Annotated in this window: 15 protein-coding genes; 5 read left to right on the top strand and 10 right to left on the bottom strand. The window is 40.9% G+C overall.

Going from position 1 to position 17153, the window contains the following annotated elements; genetic code table 11:
* Positions 1-226 precede the first annotated feature (226 nt).
* The gene (locus DEAC_RS22075) at positions 227-2359 is read right to left on the bottom strand and encodes a cell wall-binding repeat-containing protein (protein ID WP_053006297.1); all 2133 of its coding nucleotides are present in this window, start codon (positions 2357-2359) and stop codon (positions 227-229) included.
* A gap of 275 nt (positions 2360-2634) precedes the next feature.
* Here DEAC_RS22075 and DEAC_RS06020 point away from each other — a divergent pair, with 275 nt between their 5' ends.
* Both DEAC_RS06020 and DEAC_RS22070 read left to right on the top strand, forming a co-directional pair.
* Complete coding sequence (locus DEAC_RS06020; protein ID WP_345788150.1) at positions 2635-3870, top strand: MFS transporter; 1236 nt, start codon at positions 2635-2637, stop codon at positions 3868-3870.
* A gap of 217 nt (positions 3871-4087) precedes the next feature.
* A complete protein-coding gene (locus DEAC_RS22070) occupies positions 4088-5050 on the top strand; it encodes a hypothetical protein (RefSeq protein ID WP_053006296.1) in 963 nt (320 codons plus the stop codon).
* Positions 5051-5131: 81 nt separating this feature from the next.
* On the opposite strand, the gene trxB is transcribed toward DEAC_RS22070, so the two are convergent.
* The 4 genes from trxB to DEAC_RS05995 form a co-directional block, all read right to left on the bottom strand.
* On the bottom strand, positions 5132-6346 hold the full coding sequence (gene trxB, locus DEAC_RS06010) for a thioredoxin-disulfide reductase (protein ID WP_047809137.1): 1215 nt from the start codon (positions 6344-6346) through the stop codon (positions 5132-5134).
* A gap of 45 nt (positions 6347-6391) precedes the next feature.
* Complete coding sequence (locus DEAC_RS06005; protein WP_047809136.1) at positions 6392-6718, bottom strand: thioredoxin family protein; 327 nt, start codon at positions 6716-6718, stop codon at positions 6392-6394.
* A gap of 216 nt (positions 6719-6934) precedes the next feature.
* Complete coding sequence (locus DEAC_RS06000; RefSeq protein ID WP_047809135.1) at positions 6935-8983, bottom strand: alkaline phosphatase family protein; 2049 nt, start codon at positions 8981-8983, stop codon at positions 6935-6937.
* Positions 8984-9044: 61 nt separating this feature from the next.
* Positions 9045-10427, bottom strand: a complete 1383-nt coding sequence (locus DEAC_RS05995; RefSeq protein WP_047809134.1) for an MFS transporter — start codon at positions 10425-10427, stop codon at positions 9045-9047.
* Positions 10428-10826: 399 nt separating this feature from the next.
* On the opposite strand from DEAC_RS05995, the gene DEAC_RS05990 reads away from it, so the two are divergent.
* Genes DEAC_RS05990 through DEAC_RS05980 form a run of 3 tightly spaced genes read left to right on the top strand, consistent with a single transcriptional unit; the run spans position 10827 to position 13095 of the window.
* A complete protein-coding gene (locus DEAC_RS05990; RefSeq protein WP_047809133.1) occupies positions 10827-11759 on the top strand; it encodes a LysR family transcriptional regulator in 933 nt (310 codons plus the stop codon).
* 60 nt (positions 11760-11819) lie between these two features.
* On the top strand, positions 11820-12815 hold the full coding sequence (locus DEAC_RS05985) for a DMT family transporter (protein ID WP_047809132.1): 996 nt from the start codon (positions 11820-11822) through the stop codon (positions 12813-12815).
* 13 nt (positions 12816-12828) lie between these two features.
* Positions 12829-13095: a hypothetical protein gene (locus DEAC_RS05980; RefSeq protein WP_047809131.1), complete on the top strand. Its 267-nt coding sequence runs from the start codon at positions 12829-12831 to the stop codon at positions 13093-13095.
* A 208-nt stretch (positions 13096-13303) separates the two neighbouring features.
* Here DEAC_RS05980 and eutM read toward each other — a convergent pair whose 3' ends face one another.
* The 5 genes from eutM to DEAC_RS05955 all read right to left on the bottom strand — a co-directional run bounded on the left by eutM (position 13304) and on the right by DEAC_RS05955 (position 17141).
* A complete protein-coding gene (eutM, locus tag DEAC_RS05975) occupies positions 13304-13594 on the bottom strand; it encodes an ethanolamine utilization microcompartment protein EutM (RefSeq protein ID WP_047809130.1) in 291 nt (96 codons plus the stop codon).
* A gap of 25 nt (positions 13595-13619) precedes the next feature.
* Positions 13620-14261, bottom strand: a complete 642-nt coding sequence (locus tag DEAC_RS05970) for a phosphate propanoyltransferase (protein WP_047809129.1) — start codon at positions 14259-14261, stop codon at positions 13620-13622.
* Between the two features lies 1 nt (position 14262).
* Complete coding sequence (locus tag DEAC_RS05965) at positions 14263-15753, bottom strand: acetaldehyde dehydrogenase (acetylating) (protein WP_047809128.1); 1491 nt, start codon at positions 15751-15753, stop codon at positions 14263-14265.
* 90 nt (positions 15754-15843) lie between these two features.
* Complete coding sequence (locus DEAC_RS05960) at positions 15844-16452, bottom strand: BMC domain-containing protein (protein WP_047809127.1); 609 nt, start codon at positions 16450-16452, stop codon at positions 15844-15846.
* 11 nt (positions 16453-16463) lie between these two features.
* Positions 16464-17141 (bottom strand): cupin domain-containing protein, encoded by a 678-nt coding sequence (locus DEAC_RS05955; RefSeq protein WP_047809126.1) that lies wholly within the window; start codon positions 17139-17141, stop codon positions 16464-16466.
* Between the last annotated feature and the right edge of the window lie 12 nt (positions 17142-17153).

Raw genomic sequence — 17153 nt, 5'->3', positions numbered from 1 at the left:
CAACAATAGCCATTTAATCTATTCTTGTCAACTAGTTTTGCAAATAAATACTCCCCTTTTGGCAGTCATTTAAACTAATCTGCCTAAGGGGAGCTTTATCGAATGTATCTTTTTTGAATTAATTACCGACTGCATGGTTCTCTTGATTGCTGGCTGAGAGATTTAGGTCTCAACCAGATTCGGCTTTGAACTATCTATTTCTTACGTCTGGTCTAAATTAACCGGCTCAAACAGAAGGTATGACGAAGCTTTGAGACGTTCCAAAAGCATAACCATTATAATTAGCCGTTAACGTATAGGTTTGACCAACATTCAAAGCAGCGCTAATTGTATAAGTTGTTCCGCCGTCAGAGGTTGTAACGCTGGAAATCGCGATACGGTTTCCGGAACTATCCAGGAGAGTGAAGTTACCTATGGTTAAACCATTCAGGGCAGTACTCAATCCTACTTTAAAGCCGGTTGTCGATAGGTTATTAACTGTATACGTTACATTACTCGTGTTATATGGAATCGTAAAGCTCTGGGCTGTACTCATGGTATAGCCTGCATAGTTAGCTGTTAAAGTATAAGTTTGGCCCGCACTTAAGGCTGCACTAATCGTATAAGTGGCCCCTCCATTAAGTGTAGTCACACCTGTTATCGGTATAGAATATCCGGAACTGTTAAGAAGCGTAAAGTTGTTAATGGTTAAACCATTCAGGGCTGAACTCAGACCTACTGTGAATCCTGTTAATGAAGGAGTGCTTACAGTGAGTGTTTCGCTGTTGACATTAGTATAGGGCACCGTGAAACTCTGAGATGTTCCCAGGGTATAACCGGCATAGTTAGCCGTTAGAGTATAGGTTTGACCCGCACTTAAGGCTGCACTAACGGTATAAGTGGCTCCTCCGTTTAGAGTCGTCACACCTGTTATAGGAACAGTATAGCCGTAACTATTTTTAAGTGTAAAATTGCCGGCCGTCAGACCATTAAGTAACGAACTGAGCCCCACGGTAAATCCTGATGTTGATGGATTGCTGACAGTAACAGTTTGATTGCTTGTAACGTAAGGAACAGTGAAGGTCTGGACTGTTCCAACACTATTACCATTATAGTTTACCCTTAACGTATAGGTTTGACCGGCACTTAAAGGTGCATTAACGGTGTAAGCAGCTCCTCCGTTAGAAGTTGTCGCACCTGTCACACCGATCGAATTCCCCGAACTATTTAGAAGCGTAAAGTTGTTGGCAGTTAAACCATTAAGGGCCGGATTTAATCCTACAGTAATCCCTGTCGTCGACGGGTTGCTTACCGTTACTGGAATAACTCCTGAAGAGCTGGTTGAATCCCCAAAAATTCCGCTGACCAGATTAACTGCCCAGTCAGGGACACCAACCGATCCGCCAAGTACGTTTATTTGAGGATTGCTGCCCGTATTCCGAATGGTAATGAGATAGTCTTTAATCGATGGGGGTAACTGCCTCGATTTGGGATCAATTAACAAAATCGGTGCATTGTTTTGAGCTGCTAATGTGCTTCCAGAAAGCGCGTCGGCATAATCATATCCATTAGCGAGATAAATCTGAGTCGGGTTTGGATAAAATTTCGTTAAGATTTGTGATAAGGTTTCGAAACGATCTTGACCGCCGAACCGTTGTATCTGGGCGTTAGGAACTAAACTTTGAAGTGTTGTTTGCAGCGAACCGTTGATAACGGCTTTACCCCCAACAATATAGATATTGGAAGGTTGATCTTTGGAGATAAAATCTTTAACATTATCAGGCAATTTTGTGGGACTGCTGAGGAGAATCGGCCATCCTTTGCTGGCCGCTAGTGAAGCAACACCTAAGGCATCCGGAAATTCATTACCGCTGGCAACAATAACCGGTGTTCCAGGACTCACGTTAAGATTGTTGACAATGATTGAATTCGTGGCAAAACGATCAAAGCCACCCATTCGCCTGACATGATAGCCCGCTTTATGTAACCATTGCTCAACTTTTTCGTTAATTACCCCAACTCCACCAATAATCGTGACATTTCCCCCGGCTATTAAATGATTCTTGACAAAGTTCAAACTGTCTTGTGAATCATTAACGTCAGAACCTACAAGAATAATCGATGCATTAAGTTTTGTGGCCAAGGTGCTTGCTGACAAAGCATCAGGAAAACTATAAGCAGAGGCCAGAACTACATTTTGCATTTGTTGTCCCCGAAGTTCCTTCTGAGCTATAGCCGTAGACGTTTGAAAACGGTCTTGACCTGAGTAACGATTAAAATGGGGCTTATAATAAGGCTTAGCTTGGACACTTCCAACCAGAGTAACTAATAGTAAAGTACTTGTCACGGCCACAGATGTCAATTTTGCTTTTTTGTTCATGAATTTTCCCTCCTAAACAACGTTACGTTCAAAATAAATCCTCTAAATGCATATACGTTTATTGCCTAAGTTTTTAGTGGGGGTTCAAAAAAATTTTTATAAATTTCCTTGGTTAATTTTCTCTCCTTAGTTTCTTGGCTCACAATAACTGCAGATATTGATTCACGTTAAGTAACGTTATACAATACTATTGCTAATAGTACTTTATCTAATAGTACTTTCAGCTAAAATAATCATTTGAGAAATTGGAGAAGAAAATGAATAACACTTTCGCCGTGACCAGAAAGCTTGGTCAAACCTTTCCAGCCTTAACTCATAAAAATTTTCGCTATTTTTGGTTCGGCCAGTGCATTTCGCTAATGGGAACCTGGATGCAGACAACTGCTCAACAATGGTTAGTATATACCCTAACGAAATCAGCGTTTCTGCTCGGAATTCTGGGGGTAGCCCAGTTTGGTCCTATGCTTGCTTTTTCCCTTTTTGCCGGTGTTTTAGCGGATAAATTTCCCAAGAAAGCTATCCTGATATTTACCCAGTCCGCCCTTATGCTCCAGGCTTTAATACTGGCATCACTTGTTTTATCAGGACACATTCGTTATTGGCAAGTATTACTTCTCGCTGCCACCCTGGGATTAGTCAATACATTGGATATGCCTACCCGTCAAGCATTTATGGTTGAATTGGTGGGCAGAAACGATTTGACCAATGCCATAGCCCTTAATTCTACGATCGTTAATTTAGCACGCATTATTGGTCCAACAATCGCCGCTTTATTGATGTCAAGTATTGGTGCCGGATTTTGCTTTCTCTTGAACGCTATAAGCTTCATTCCGGTAATTATAGGGTTATCACTCATTCATCCTCAGGTAATTACTCGTCCTCCCAAAACAGACAATATGCTTAAAAGCGTTATTGATGGGCTTAACTATATTTTCACGAAACCAATTTTAGCCTGCGCTGTTCTTGCTGTCTTAGATATTGGGACGTTTATAATGAATACCAATGTCCTTTTCCCCGTGTTTGCCGATCAGGTACTTCACCAAGGTGTTAACGGCTATGGCTTTCTCCTTTCTGCTATGGGCATTGGCTCATTAATCGGGGCAATGATAGTTGCCACAAAAGCTCGGACAAACCCCAATCGGCGCATTATGTTTACCTCTTCACTCATTTTGTCCGTCTTAATGGCAATTATATTCTTTATCCATTCATCTTCATTAGCCATGTTTTTAGTCGCTGGAATTGGCCTTTTTAATATTATTTTTATGAATACAGTAAACTCAACCTTACAACTTAATTCTACAGACGAATACAGAGGCCGCGTTATGAGTGTCTACGCACTTGCTCTTGGTGGGACAACTCCAATCGGCAACTTATTTGCCGGAGGGTTTACTGAAAAATATGGTTCTTCTGTTGGGTTTTTGATGTGTGGTATCACCGCTGGTATTCTACTAGTGTTAATTATGGTCCGAACATTTAGAAAGGAAAAACATCAAGTGAACTCGTTCAACTAAAACTGAACAGCGAGGCTTCAGATACAATAATGTCCAGTGGACATTATTGCCGAGCCGCCTTTCCCAATAGGAATAAAAACCCCACCCCAACTTATAGAAGTGGGGGTGGGGTCTTAAAAAAGCGGATAATATTTTATTAGTTTGTACTAATCTTTGTTCAATTAAAATACATTAAGGTTGTGGTAGTTTATTCTCTAAATTTGAAAGGAGAAGACCTATGCCTTACCAAAGGTGGCGTCAACCTAACGGCGACTTTAGGCAAGATTTAGGGACATTAGCTGTAGGCATATTAGTAATTGTTGTCATTGGCTACTTTCTCTTTCACGGCTATTTAGAAACCAGCAATAATCAGAGTGTGCCAGCTTCAAATTCGAATGATGTAAACCTACCCAATACAAATGACCTTAATAATAACCCCAATGATCCCAATTCACCCAATTATTCCTCTCAAATCTCACCAAGTGGAAATATTACAATGAATATTGGAAGTGAAAATAATGCCTTAACATCAGGGTATTGGATATTATATGTCTCAGATGGAACTTCTCAACAGCTTTCCGTTACTGCACAAGATTATGCCTTTTTGCAAACTTTGATTCAAAATGATAGTAAAGGAAGTTCTTCAGTTACCATATTTCTAATTGATAATGGTCTTATTCATCAATACAATATCAGCAAGGAAATTTATTCAATCATAACTAATATTGCCGCTGTCAAAGCCCGATCATCTAATGCATCGTCAAATAATTCTTCCTCTACTCCCGATTCTTCTGCTAATTCTTCTGCTAATTCTTCTGCTAATTCTTCTGCTAATTCTTCTTCTAGTCTCTCTTCAGATAAGCCTGCTAATTCCTCTGCTGATCCTTCTTCCGATTCCTCTTCCTCAACTCCTAATACCGCTCCAGCTAAGACATCGATCAGTGAAACTATGAAAATTAGTAACCTGTCGACATCTGGATTTATAGTCACATTGAACCCTGCACTAAATGGTTTGGCACCTAATAACTTTACGCTTCAAAATAGTTCAGGAAACCCTGTATCGATTTCTAATGCGACAACATCAGACAATGGAACAACTTATACAATCAGCGCAGTCTTAAGCACCGGTCAAACTTATACCTTTACGGCTGCCTATCCTGGTTATACATTTGGGACACCCCAAAACATAGAAATAAAATAAAATTTATACCGTTCACAGGAATAAAGCAAAAGGAGCACCTATTGTACCTGAGGTGCTCCTTTTGCCTTATATAAATATGATCTAGCATAATTGTGACTTTAGTTTATCCTTATCCAAAACACAGGTAAGGCGTTTGATCTCTTTTCCTTTTTCCAAAACAATAACTGCTGGTGCAGTCTTTATATCATACTTTTGAGCAAGGTTTTTCTTCGTTGCCATATCAACCTTAACAATTTTGTAATTTTCGGCGGATTCGCTGTTAACCTCTTCTAATAAGGTCCCAAACTCTAAGCTCTCATTGATTTGGGCATTTTCAAATAATAATAAGACCTTTTTCTCGCTCTGAAGAACATTGCTGTTAAACACATTAAGTTCTTCGATATAACGTTCAGCGGCAACAGCAGCAGTTGCACCATCACCTGCAGCCGATACTACTTGTCTTAAATATTTTATACGATTATCCCCTACAGCATAAACGCCTTCGAGATTAGTTTCCATTAGGTCATTTACGGGGATATATCCTCTTTTGTCTATTTCAATTCCACAGTCTATTAGGTATTTCGTTGAAGGAACCATCCCCACGAAGAAAAAGACGCCTTGACAGGTTAATTCTGAGGAACTGCCGGTTTTCAGATTCTTAAGTTTTACACCTTCTACGTTTTCTTCCCCAAGTACTTCCTCAATGGTAGCGTTCCAAACAAACTCAATTTTAGGATTGTTAAAGGCTCTTTCAGCGCTTACTTTATTGCAATCGAGAATTCCTTCATCATGTAAAACAATAACAGTTACTTTACGGGCAAATTTAGTGATGTACATGCCCTCTTCAATAGCCTGGTCGCCGCTGCCTACGACGACAACATCTTCACCTTCAAAGAACTCAGCGTCGCAAGTCGCACAATAGGCCACTCCACTTCCCCGAAGTCTTTTTTCCCCAGGAATATTCAAAAGCCTAGGTTCACTGCCACAAGCAATGATAACTGCTTTAGCGGAAAATTCTTTTCCTTTTTTAGTTTTAATTGTTTTCTCTTCCTGAGATAGATCTACGCTGACGACCTCTTCTTTTAAGAATTCAACGCCAAAACTTTGAGCATGTTTATGAAAATCTTTCATAAGGTCCGGTCCGCTAACCTGAGTATATCCAGGATAATTTACGATTTCACGAGTTGTGTTAACTAAACCCCCGATAGTCCCTTTATTGATAACCAAAGTCTTAAGCCTTGCCCGGCCTCCATAAATAGCAGCCGATAATCCGGCAGGTCCGCCGCCAATAATTATCAAGTCATACGTATTTGCCATGACTTTTACTCCTTTTCTTTACTTCCTAAAACGCATTCAAAACGATTAAGCATTGAGTACTTCTGCAATTTTTTCTTCGACAGCTTCTTCTTCAACCTTGCCGGCGAGTTTCCCTTGATATTCACCGTTCGCAAAAAAGAGAATCTGCGGAACACCTTTCAAAGAAAAGCGCTGAAATAAATTCTTATCTTCTTCTACATCAACATAAAAGAACCCAAACTTACCTTCATACTGTGGTTTTAGTTCATCAAGCATAGGGACGACTTCTTTACACACATGGCAATCTTTCCTAGAAAAGATAACCAAGCAGGATTCGCAATCGTCATAGATGATTTCCTCGAAACTGTTTGAGTTTAATTGTTGTAATGACATATTAACACTCCTTAATTAACATTAGTTTAATCATTATAATCAATTCAGTGATACTTAATCATTTAGAAAATTAGGTTATCCAGTTTTTAAGACCTCCACTTCTATAAGTGGGGTGAGGCCCGAGTTCACTAATTCCTCGATATTTCAGTTAAAAAGCAGCTATCAGTGTGCTACGTTCTGATAGCTGCATAAATCATTTTTCTAAATTCACTAATACTAAACTTCTTCAGAGAAGATCTGATAAATCGGTGCTCCTTCGCATTGTGCGGGGAAACGTAAACCGAGCAATACGGCAACTGAAGGTGCAACATCAACTTGACGAATTGTCCGCTCGGTTGTAAATCCGGACTTAATACCGGAACCAGCCGCTACGAAAACTGGGGAAACTGAGGTATCAAAATATCCTTCTGAGGTTGAAATGCTGTCACCATGCAATCTGTTATAGCCTTCTTCTACTGAGAAGAAGATATCACCACATTCTGGCCCGTTTGTACCAATTAACACAGCATCTTTGTTTCTGAGGCAAATTCCGATAACACGTTTGCCCGTTCTCTCATCTCTATAATTATATAAGTCAGAGATGATTTGTTCTTCTAAATCATATTTATCTTTCGGGTCTACAATACCGTATTTGTCGCGGCCTTTAAGATTAATGTAGATATAGTTACTGCGGATTTGAACGGCTCTCGTCTTTTCCCAATCTACTTCACGGATAGAATTTCCGTTCTCGTCTTTTTTCATCACAGTATAGCCGAGTTTTTCCATAACTTTGGTATTGAGACCACCGTATTCCCCGATAATTGGCGGTACATTTTCGCCAACGATAAGGCCATGGTCGCTGAGGATAAATACTGTCCAACCTTCATCCAGTAAATGGAGGAATTCACCAAAATACTTATCGGTCTGAATATAGAACTTTTCAATGAACCCTTGATACGTTTTTTCGTCAGTATAATTCCAGGGCTCCAAAGTCTTGCCAAGATGCCATAATTGATGGCCAGCACAGTCAATGTTGTGAAGATGTGAAAATACAACTTCATAACCTTTTTCTTTGATGGCATAATTCAGGCAGTCAGCTTGCCATTTGTTATAAAGATCCCAAGAAGGTTCGAAGATTTCACGGACTAATTCAGCATCTTCCCCGCCAATTAAGCTAACAGGCGGAACCTCTCCTACGTTGCTCTTAATTTCTTGATAAAGAGATTTGGGATGCCACAATTGGTCATTGGAAATATCAAGTGCATTACTGATCCATAGTCTCACTCGATTTCCTGCTGGGTCAAGTTCGAGAATCTTCATTGAACGGCAGGCCGGTTTGGTAACTTCTTTTTTGGTTACATCATCAATAATACCGGTTACCATTTTATCACGTTCCAGGACAACAATTGGAGTTTCTGCTTTCTTATTCTTGTAAATAGCCACACGATCATATTCACCGGCTGCATTTTTCAGAATAAGCGCAGGACGTCTCATCACACCGCCAGAAGTTAAGACAGTAAATTCTTTGGAACCTTCGGGAGCATTAGCCCAACCGGCAGCCTCTTTAAGGGGAGAATTCACAATGTCGTAGGCAACCTTACTGCCAATAACAACTTCGGTATCTTCATCATCCATGACGTAAGTGCGGATTTCTCCACCCTGACGAGCGGTGTCACCCCACCAAAGTTCCATCATTTCGTCATCAACATCATTGTCCAATGTGTCTTCCAAATCGGTAATGATACAGCCTACACCTGCCGGCTTGTCTACTCTTGGGGCATAACGCACTTCTTTGATTTCAGGTGTAGCCACGATAACCTTTTCCCAGTCAAGCTGGGCAACGCCCATGTTCACAGAACCAGGCTGCGTACCATCAACTACACTAAGGTTTTCGCTGTGAGAGGTTGGCGGCCATGAACTCCCCGGCCAGTGCCATACTAATGTTTTCATTCCTGCTTCAGCACTAACATTCCAAACTTGTTCTGCAAGACAGTTGCGTGAATCCATATTATAGACAACAGCATCGAGACTTTCAGGCGATTGTCTCCAATAACATGTGATACCATGAGTTCCTGGATAGGCGCCTGTGGCAAGGGTTGTCCAACATGGCGGAGTAATTGTAGGAATTGCCCCCAGCAGACGGATATCTTCTCTAGCAGCTCCTCGATCAATGAATTTTTGTAAGTTAGGCATTTTCCCTTCTGCCAAGAACTTTTTACTGATTCTTGGGTCCATTCCATCAACGCCCAAAACCAATAACTTATTGGTAAGTGCTGTTCTTTTCATAACCCCAACTCCTTAAAATTCTTTATTATTATCATCTTAAGAATATAGATGAAAAAAATATCTAAGCCTCAAGCTCATCCAAGGAACGACCAGCGGTCTTCTCGCCCCAGAGTCCAGTGGTAACAGCGACTAAGAGGAACATAACACCGATTATGCCGAACAACACTGTATATCCAAAGCCTTTGTAGATCATTGGTACAACGACCATAGCTACAGCAGTCAAAAGTCTGCCTGTACTGTAAATAAAGCCTGTACCGCTAGTTCTTATATGAGTTGGATAAGCTTCAGCTAAATAAGACCACATGACTACGAAAACACCATCCATGAGTACCCTGATAAAGAAACCTATGCCAACAATAACCATGGGGATCTTAAGGGTACCAAAGACAATTGTCAGAACTCCAACTAAGAGACTGTAGATAACGATCGGAATCTTTCTTCCGCCTTTGTCCGTAAAGGCAGCAGCCAGATAGTTTCCGATTGGACTTCCAAACGATACGAGAGCAGACATCCACAAAGCGTCATCCAAGGAAAAACCATAATCATTTAGTAATGTGGGCATCCAGCCAAAGAACATAAAGTAACCGACAGTAATACAGCAGACCATGATGACCAGGACGCTGGTTTTTCGTGCATATTTCTTGCTGAAGATTTCTTTAAGAGTCTCTATGGTTCCAGCCTCTTTGGGAGCAGTATTGTCGGGATTAATACTCGCTTCATTGTTAATGTCAACTTTTTCATCCTTAATAAATCTTTGGATAACTTTTTCGGCCTCTGAATAACGACCCTTTGCGATAAGCCAACGCGGAGATTCCTTTAGCCAGCTTAGAGCTAAGATAAAGATAATAAAACCAGTTCCGCCGATGAAGAAAATATATCTCCAACCATTAGGACTGCTTGGTACGATTTTTTCAGCAATTTGTCCAATTAAAGGCACGCTCAGCAAACCCGTTGCCAGCGATATGGCCTGCCATTTTCCCCTTGAAGCAGCCGGTAATATTTCAGTAATATACACCATAGCCACAACAACCATTGATAAGATACCAAAACCGGTTAACGTTCTAAAAACTAAGAAGATTGCTGGAGTAGGTGCCACTCCGTTTAAGATAGAAAAGACCGAGAAAAAGAACACGGAAAACAAAAATGCTTTTCTGCGTCCAATTACGTCAGACAACCAGCCGCCAAACCAACAGCCAAACAACATACCTACAAAAGTACACGAATTGACTATTCCGATCCACTCCATGGAAGCACCCCAGTGCTTAGTTAAGGCAGGTGCTACGAAAGAAAACGTAAATAAATCCATTTGGTCAAACGCATAGGCTAGAGCAAGAATTATTAAAAATTTGTAATGTTCCATACACATACGTGCATCATCGAGGTAATGTCTTTTACCACCCGTTTTAACTGTTGTATCCAAATTTGAATCTGTCACTACGGCCATATACCCACTCTCCCGTATTTTTGATTTTGATAATACTCAGTTACTATGAAACAATACCCTTATACCTTTTTACCCCTACTTTTATATCTTATACTTTATCCCGCGTCCTATTAGCTTCCTCGTCCCTCCTCTTTTCTCTAGTGATTTTTGGTTATCTTTTGTGATAATAAGCACTTGCGCTTATTATAGGTGATTCGACATTTTCTGTGAAATACTTAGTAGTTATATCCCATATAACTAAATCGGTTGTTCCTACGGGATACTTAGTAGTTATATCCTATATAACTAAAATCATTCTCGTTTAGGCAAGATATTTCTTTCTTTTATATTGTAATTTAAATTACAAATAGTATAATTATAGCCGAGATTCGACTACGTTATTAAGGAAGGTTATGAACTATGCGACTTGAACAATTAGCCTTTTTAGTTGCAGTCCAGGAATCCAAGTCCATCTCGCTAGCAGCTGAACGAGCTCATATTTCCCAGCCCGCACTCAGTTCAGCCATTAGTAAACTGGAGGATGAACTCGGTGTCGTACTTTTGACTCGAACAAGGTCTGGTGCTCAACTAACCGAGATAGCGGAATTGATTATTGTCAAAGCAAAAGAAGTACTCGACATCATCGATGATATACGATCCATAGGTAAAGCTAATTCGATCGAGCTTAATGGAAATATCTCAGTTGCCTCAGATCCTAGTGTAAATATCACTATTATGCCCGATATTTTAACAACGTTTAAACATAATCATCCCAAAGTTAATACCTTATTAAAAGTCGGAGAATCAAATAATATTTTACAGGACGTAAAAACGGGCAAAGCAAACTTTGGTATTATTTTTAATACCGAAGCGTTTTGCCAGGCCAAAGATATCAGCTGTAAAGAGTTATTTACGGATGAATTTGTAATTATAACCGGGACAAACTCAATAATTAGTCAAAATTCAATACCTCTTAATCAAGCACTTACCTTGCCTATACTTTTGTACAACACTGAGTATATCACCAATTGTGGCGTATCTAGTTTGCTGCGTAAATATGGTGATATTAATGTCTCTTACCGCGTAGATAATTTAGAAATGATGGAGAAAATTTTATCTCAAGGTGAAAGTATCGCATTTGTTCCTAAATTTATGGCTGATGAATTCGCAAAATCCAATAAAATTAAGAAAATCTCGATTGACGATGCTCACTTAGAAGTATCTATTCTCTTAATTTGGTCGAATCGCCACCATCTTTCCTTGGTGGAAAAAGAATTTATCAGGGTTATCAAAGATACTTGTACCAAAAAACGACAGGCAGCTCAAGCTGCCCAAGTTGTCCAAGCTGTGTAGGTTGTATCAGTTGCGTCAATGCGGTTTGGAATCTATCTAACTTAAGGAGTTATTGGACTAATGGAACAACAAGCACAATCACTTTTACAGAAAAGGGACTTAGCGTTTGCTAAAAAAGGTGTTGGAAGTGGATTATTGTCAGGTGCGGCTTGGGGGCTAGACGGGGTACTCATGGGAATGGTGCTTGGTTTAGCCCCCTTTACAAATAATATGAGTATTTTCGCTGCTCCTTTAGTCGGTGCTTGTATTCATGATGGGTTCGCCGCGCTTTGGCTCTTTTTTTATAATGTTATAAATGGAAAATGGCGCGATTATGCTCGTACCTTAAAAACACGACCGGCTAGAATAATTATGTTAGCCGCTATTTTAGGCGGACCAATCGGAATGTCCGGTAATCTGCTTGGAATTTATTTCGCAGGAGCCTCCTATACTGCTGCAATTACGGCAGGATATCCTGCAATCGGCGCTGTTCTTGGGGCTATTTTTCTTAAAGAAAAGATATCACCTCGTGTATGGGCCGGTATTCTATTAGCAATTACTGGCTCATTTATTGTAGGTTTTGTCCCGCCTGACGGTTCTAATTATCCTCATTTTTATCTTGGCATTACCTTTGCCGTTATTTCTGCCATTGGCTGGGCTATAGAAGGTGTGCTCTCAACTTATGGGATGGATTTGGTTGATTCGGATATCGCTATCGGCATAAGAGAAGCTACTTCTTTTTTCGTTTATCTTTTTGCCATACTCCCATTGGCAGGAGGTGTTTCCTACCAGATCCTTACGAAAAGTTTCTCGGCGCCCACTGGTTGGTACATTGCTGTCATCGGCCTTATCGGAGGTACTTCTTTTTTGTCTTGGTATCGGGCAATGAATATGACCGGAGTAGCCAGAACCATGGGCTTGAGTGTGACCTTTGCCATATGGTCTGTTTTCTTCGGTTGGTTGTTGAATAACCTGCAGCTCACACCAAACTTAATTATCGGAGTTGTTGTCTTATCTTTGGGGACGATCCTTACCATCGGAAATCCTAAGGATCTGCTCAATCTAAAAATTCGCTAAGGAGGTTTCTTTTATGGGGCAGTTGCCTGTCAAATTTAGACTACTACAAGTGATCTCCGAGAACGAAAACCTCTCAAATCAAGAACTATTAGAAATCCTGAGAAATGAATATCCTCTTGATAGAAGTGTTAATAAGAGAGGCATTGAAGATTATCTTCTTACGCTGACAGCTACTGGTCTTATTGACTTAAAGAATGCTGCTCTCGATGATAACGGGAATCTTCAACTAAGTTATAAAATTACGGATTATGGTAAACGCCTCATGAAATATGTAGGTTAAGGTTTTAAGCAAAGGCTAAAAATTCAGTATTTGCTAATATGATAAACAGAACTACCGAAATCTAATATTATTTTGGATTTCGGTAGTTCTGTTTCTATAACATTCAGTCCAAGACAAAGTTCAAACAGTGAAGAGACCGAAGGCCAAAACCTCTTGTTAAGAAGTTTTGGCCTCCATTTGTTCACTGTTGGGAATAAATTTCAAATGATTATGCTTCCTTCTTCACTGAAGGGAGGATCAATTCTACGTCACCATGTGGGCGTGGAATAACATGTACGGAGATCAGTTCTCCAACTCGTTGAGCAGCGGCAGCACCGGCATCGGTAGCAGCTTTAACAGCGCCGACATCTCCTCTGACCATAACTGTAACCAAACCACCGCCAACAAGCTCGCGGCCAATCAAATAGACATTAGCTGCTTTGACCATGGCATCAGCCGCCTCAATTGCTCCAACCAGACCTTTAGTTTCAATTAATCCTAATGCTTCAGTTTTGTTCATTGTTAATTGCCTCCTCTAATTTCTTTCATTTTACGATCTTAATTTTTGACGTTGATTTAAGACACATAGCATTGGCTTCTTCAGTATCAAGATGACATTCCAGACTTGAGTTATCGTTGGCCCTTACCATAACATTCGTGTAAGTACCCCCTCGAAGTCCAGTCGTTTGGATAGTTACCTCTTCGCCATCTGTAACGCAAAAATGTTTGGCATCTGCCAGGGACATATGAATATGCCTTTGAGCAATGATCAGTCCTTTTGTCAGCAAGATACTTCCTTTAGGACCAACCAGAGTTATCCCCGGAGTACCTTCCAAGTCTCCAGACAATCTTACGGGTGCTGTAATCCCCAGTTTGAAACAATCTGCCAATAAGATTTCGATCTGCGATTCACGTCTCACCGGCCCCAGAATGCGGACCTTTTCGATGGCCCCTTTAGGCCCGCAGATGGTTAATGTCTCCTGACAGGCGTATTGCCCCGGCTGAGACAGATCTTTAGTTTTTGTTAAGGTGTACCCCGCTCCGAACAAAACATCTGCGTCAGATTGGGATAAATGAATATGGCGATTAGAGATTCCCACAGGTATGGAGTTGTCTTTCTCTTTTATCTCTCCCCCCTCTTTGACCACTTCGAGTAAAAGTTCTACTAAAGTGTCGTACTTTCCCACTTTAGTAGTCACCTCTTTTTTTCAGGAGCGAAAGCACTTCTTCCACGAGGTTTTGAATCTGATCTTCACTGATACTGCCGGAAACACCGGCTTTCTGTGCCTCACAGGAGAAGGAGGGGGAGTTATTGACATTTTCAGTGAAGTCTTTGATTCCATAGGCAATACGTTTGATATTGATCAAGTGCATCGGTGTTACATTATCGGAGGTTGCACTGCCGCCCCAAGTGCCGCAGCCTAAGGTAAAGGCCGGTGCAAGCCCTGTACTTGCTCCCACTCCGCCTTGGCTTGATGACGTATTAACTAAAATCCTAAAAACAGGTTTTTCGGAGAACTTCCTGGCTATTTCAGGATTTTCTGTATGGATAGAGATGCTATGACCGACTCCGCCATTATGCAATAATCTAATGCTTAAGTCACAAGCTTCTTGCCAATCTTTTACACAATAAAAAGCTAATACTGTCGTTAACTTTTCATACGACAGCGGGTATCCTTCACCCACTCCCTGTTGTTCTCCCAACAGCACTTTTGTTCCCGGAGGAATCGATATACCAGCATTATTGGCGATGACTTCCGCAGATCTCCCTACCATTTTGGCATTCATCGCATGTCCTTTAACAAATAACTTCTTGCTTACCTGCTCTGTTTCCGCAGGTGTCATGAAATAACCGCCTTGGCGTTTGAACTCCTCCACAACTTGATCACGAATACATTCTTCCACAATAACGGATTGTTCAGATGCACAGATGGTTCCGTTGTCAAAGGTTTTACTGGCTATAATATTTTTAACAGCTTTCGCTACATTAGCAGTTCTTTCGATAAAGGCTGGAACGTTTCCCGGCCCGACACCCAAAGCAGGTTTACCTGCACTATACGCTGCCTTTACCATGGCAGAACCACCAGTCGCAATGATCATTGCAACCTCGTCACACTTCATAAGTTCATTCGTTGCATCCATCGATGGTTTGGAGATACAGCCAATAATATTTACAGGAGCACCTGCTGCAACCGCCGCATCATGCATCAATTTTGCTGCTTGATTTGTACATTTTAGTGCCGAAGGATGCGGGGAAAACACAATCCCGTTACGTGCTTTAATGGCAATAATGGACTTATAGATCGTGGTTGAGGTAGGGTTCGTTGAGGGAACGATTCCCATGAGCAATCCTACCGGTTCGGCGATTTCCGTAACTTTATTGACCGTATCTTCACGAATGACTCCTATAGTCGGCATTGTTTTAATGAATTCATAAAGTTCTGTGGAGGCAAAGCGATTCTTAAACGTTTTATCCTCAACCTTGCCAAAACCTGTTTCCTCTACGGCCATTTTAGCCAATGATACGGCATTTTCCTCCGCAGCTTTAACCATATTTCGAACGATTTTATCAATCTGTTCACTATTGAATTTTGCAAGTTCAGCTTGTGCCAATTTAGCCTGACGGGCAAGATTCCTAGTTTCCTGTACAGACTGCAAATCATAATCAAAGCTTTCCAATTCAACAATTCCTCCTTCCGCAGGTATGCACCTTTTTCAGGGTATACCTGACCTATTGCACAATTCGACAACCTTGCGCAGAATCTAGTCTTATTTCTTTCTCTCGTAATAACCTTTAAACTTTTGCAAAAGTAGATCTTTATTTGCCTTTGCTATTACACGATCTGCAACATCAAGGTCTTTATATCCTTTGGCTAATTTGCGGAGTTTGGCTACTGAAAGAGCCTTTAAAGCATCCAAGCCATTTTTAAGCCCAAATTGATGGACAAAAGTATCGACTTCCTCTTTGCTGGAAAACGTCAATTGCGGCTGCGAAGAGTCCGAAGATTCTTTTGCAGTTTCATTGGATTCAAAGAGTTGTTTGGAGATTTCCTGTTTTGGAAGCGATTCCTTCATAGGGGTTTTTAAATCTGAACTTGGTGGGATGTTTGAAATAAGCAAATGCTCGATATGGCTATCTGGTCTGGGAATTACATGTTGTGAAACTAGTGATGTGTTTCTTATCTGCTTAGCCGCTGCTGCACCGGCTTCCACTGAAGCTTGAACGGCTCCCACGTCACCGGTTACTGCAATCATGACAAGACCGCCGCCGACAAAGGTTCTCCCTACAAGTTCCACTTGCGCCGCTTTGAGCATGACGTCTGCGCATTCAACCGCAGCGAGAAATCCCCGTGTCTCAATTAAGCCAAGCGCTTGCATAACATTCTCTCCTATTCTGCCTTAAGGTCAGGCCAGTTTGCCGGATAGGTTACATAGAAGAGTTTGACATACCCGGTAGAACTCCAAGTTACCTTCGAACCTTTCGGTATAAAAAGAACATCACCCTGGCAGGCCTCATAGGTTTTATTATTTATAGTGAGGGACAGGCTTCCTTCGAGAATAATATCAATCTCTTCATAACATAATTCCCAATCAAAACTGGACTTTTCAATCGTTAAAAAACCCGCACTCATTTGAGAATCATGTTGACTGACAACTTCTCGGTACGCCACGTTGGAACTTGAATTTCCTGTATCAAACTTTTCAAAATTTACTGTTCTGCCCCGCACAATTTTTAGTCCGCTTTTCGGTTCACTCTCTGACAAAAACGGTGTTACAGGAACAGACAATGAGCTATTTTGCAAAACCTTATTCATCAAAACGGCCTTGACCACTTGATAGATCAAATCTCTGTCTATCTCTGTTCCTCGGATTGTATCCTTCTGCATTTCACTTACATTGCAACTATGGTCTACTGCAGGAACCGAACCTTCAGTGAATTCTATCCCCAAATCTTTAGCCATATCCCTGGCTGAAGGTGTAATAATCGCATTGCCCTCAACACAGAATATTTTTTGTCCCTTTGCTGCTGCTGCTTTCACCTCATCGGCGCAAACAAGTTTTTTCAAGATCACACCTCC

The sequence above is a fragment of the Desulfosporosinus acididurans genome (genome assembly GCF_001029285.1).
GTDB lineage: Bacteria > Bacillota > Desulfitobacteriia > Desulfitobacteriales > Desulfitobacteriaceae > Desulfosporosinus > Desulfosporosinus acididurans.
Note: the sequence above shows the minus strand (reverse complement) of the source record. Positions and strands in the feature narration are given on the sequence as shown.

Bases quoted from the DNA above. Each gene is read 5' to 3' on its own strand.
- DEAC_RS22075 (WP_053006297.1), bottom strand. From the start codon at position 2,359: ATGAACAAAAAAGCAAAATTGACATCTGTGGCCGTGACAAGTACTTTA.
- DEAC_RS22070 (WP_053006296.1), top strand. From the start codon at position 4,088: ATGCCTTACCAAAGGTGGCGTCAACCTAACGGCGACTTTAGGCAAGAT.
- trxB (WP_047809137.1), bottom strand. From the start codon at position 6,346: ATGGCAAATACGTATGACTTGATAATTATTGGCGGCGGACCTGCCGGA.
- DEAC_RS06005 (WP_047809136.1), bottom strand. From the start codon at position 6,718: ATGTCATTACAACAATTAAACTCAAACAGTTTCGAGGAAATCATCTAT.
- DEAC_RS06000 (WP_047809135.1), bottom strand. From the start codon at position 8,983: ATGAAAAGAACAGCACTTACCAATAAGTTATTGGTTTTGGGCGTTGAT.
- DEAC_RS05995 (WP_047809134.1), bottom strand. From the start codon at position 10,427: ATGGCCGTAGTGACAGATTCAAATTTGGATACAACAGTTAAAACGGGT.
- DEAC_RS05990 (WP_047809133.1), top strand. From the start codon at position 10,827: ATGCGACTTGAACAATTAGCCTTTTTAGTTGCAGTCCAGGAATCCAAG.
- DEAC_RS05985 (WP_047809132.1), top strand. From the start codon at position 11,820: ATGGAACAACAAGCACAATCACTTTTACAGAAAAGGGACTTAGCGTTT.
- DEAC_RS05980 (WP_047809131.1), top strand. From the start codon at position 12,829: ATGGGGCAGTTGCCTGTCAAATTTAGACTACTACAAGTGATCTCCGAG.
- eutM (WP_047809130.1), bottom strand. From the start codon at position 13,594: ATGAACAAAACTGAAGCATTAGGATTAATTGAAACTAAAGGTCTGGTT.
- DEAC_RS05960 (WP_047809127.1), bottom strand. From the start codon at position 16,452: ATGCAAGCGCTTGGCTTAATTGAGACACGGGGATTTCTCGCTGCGGTT.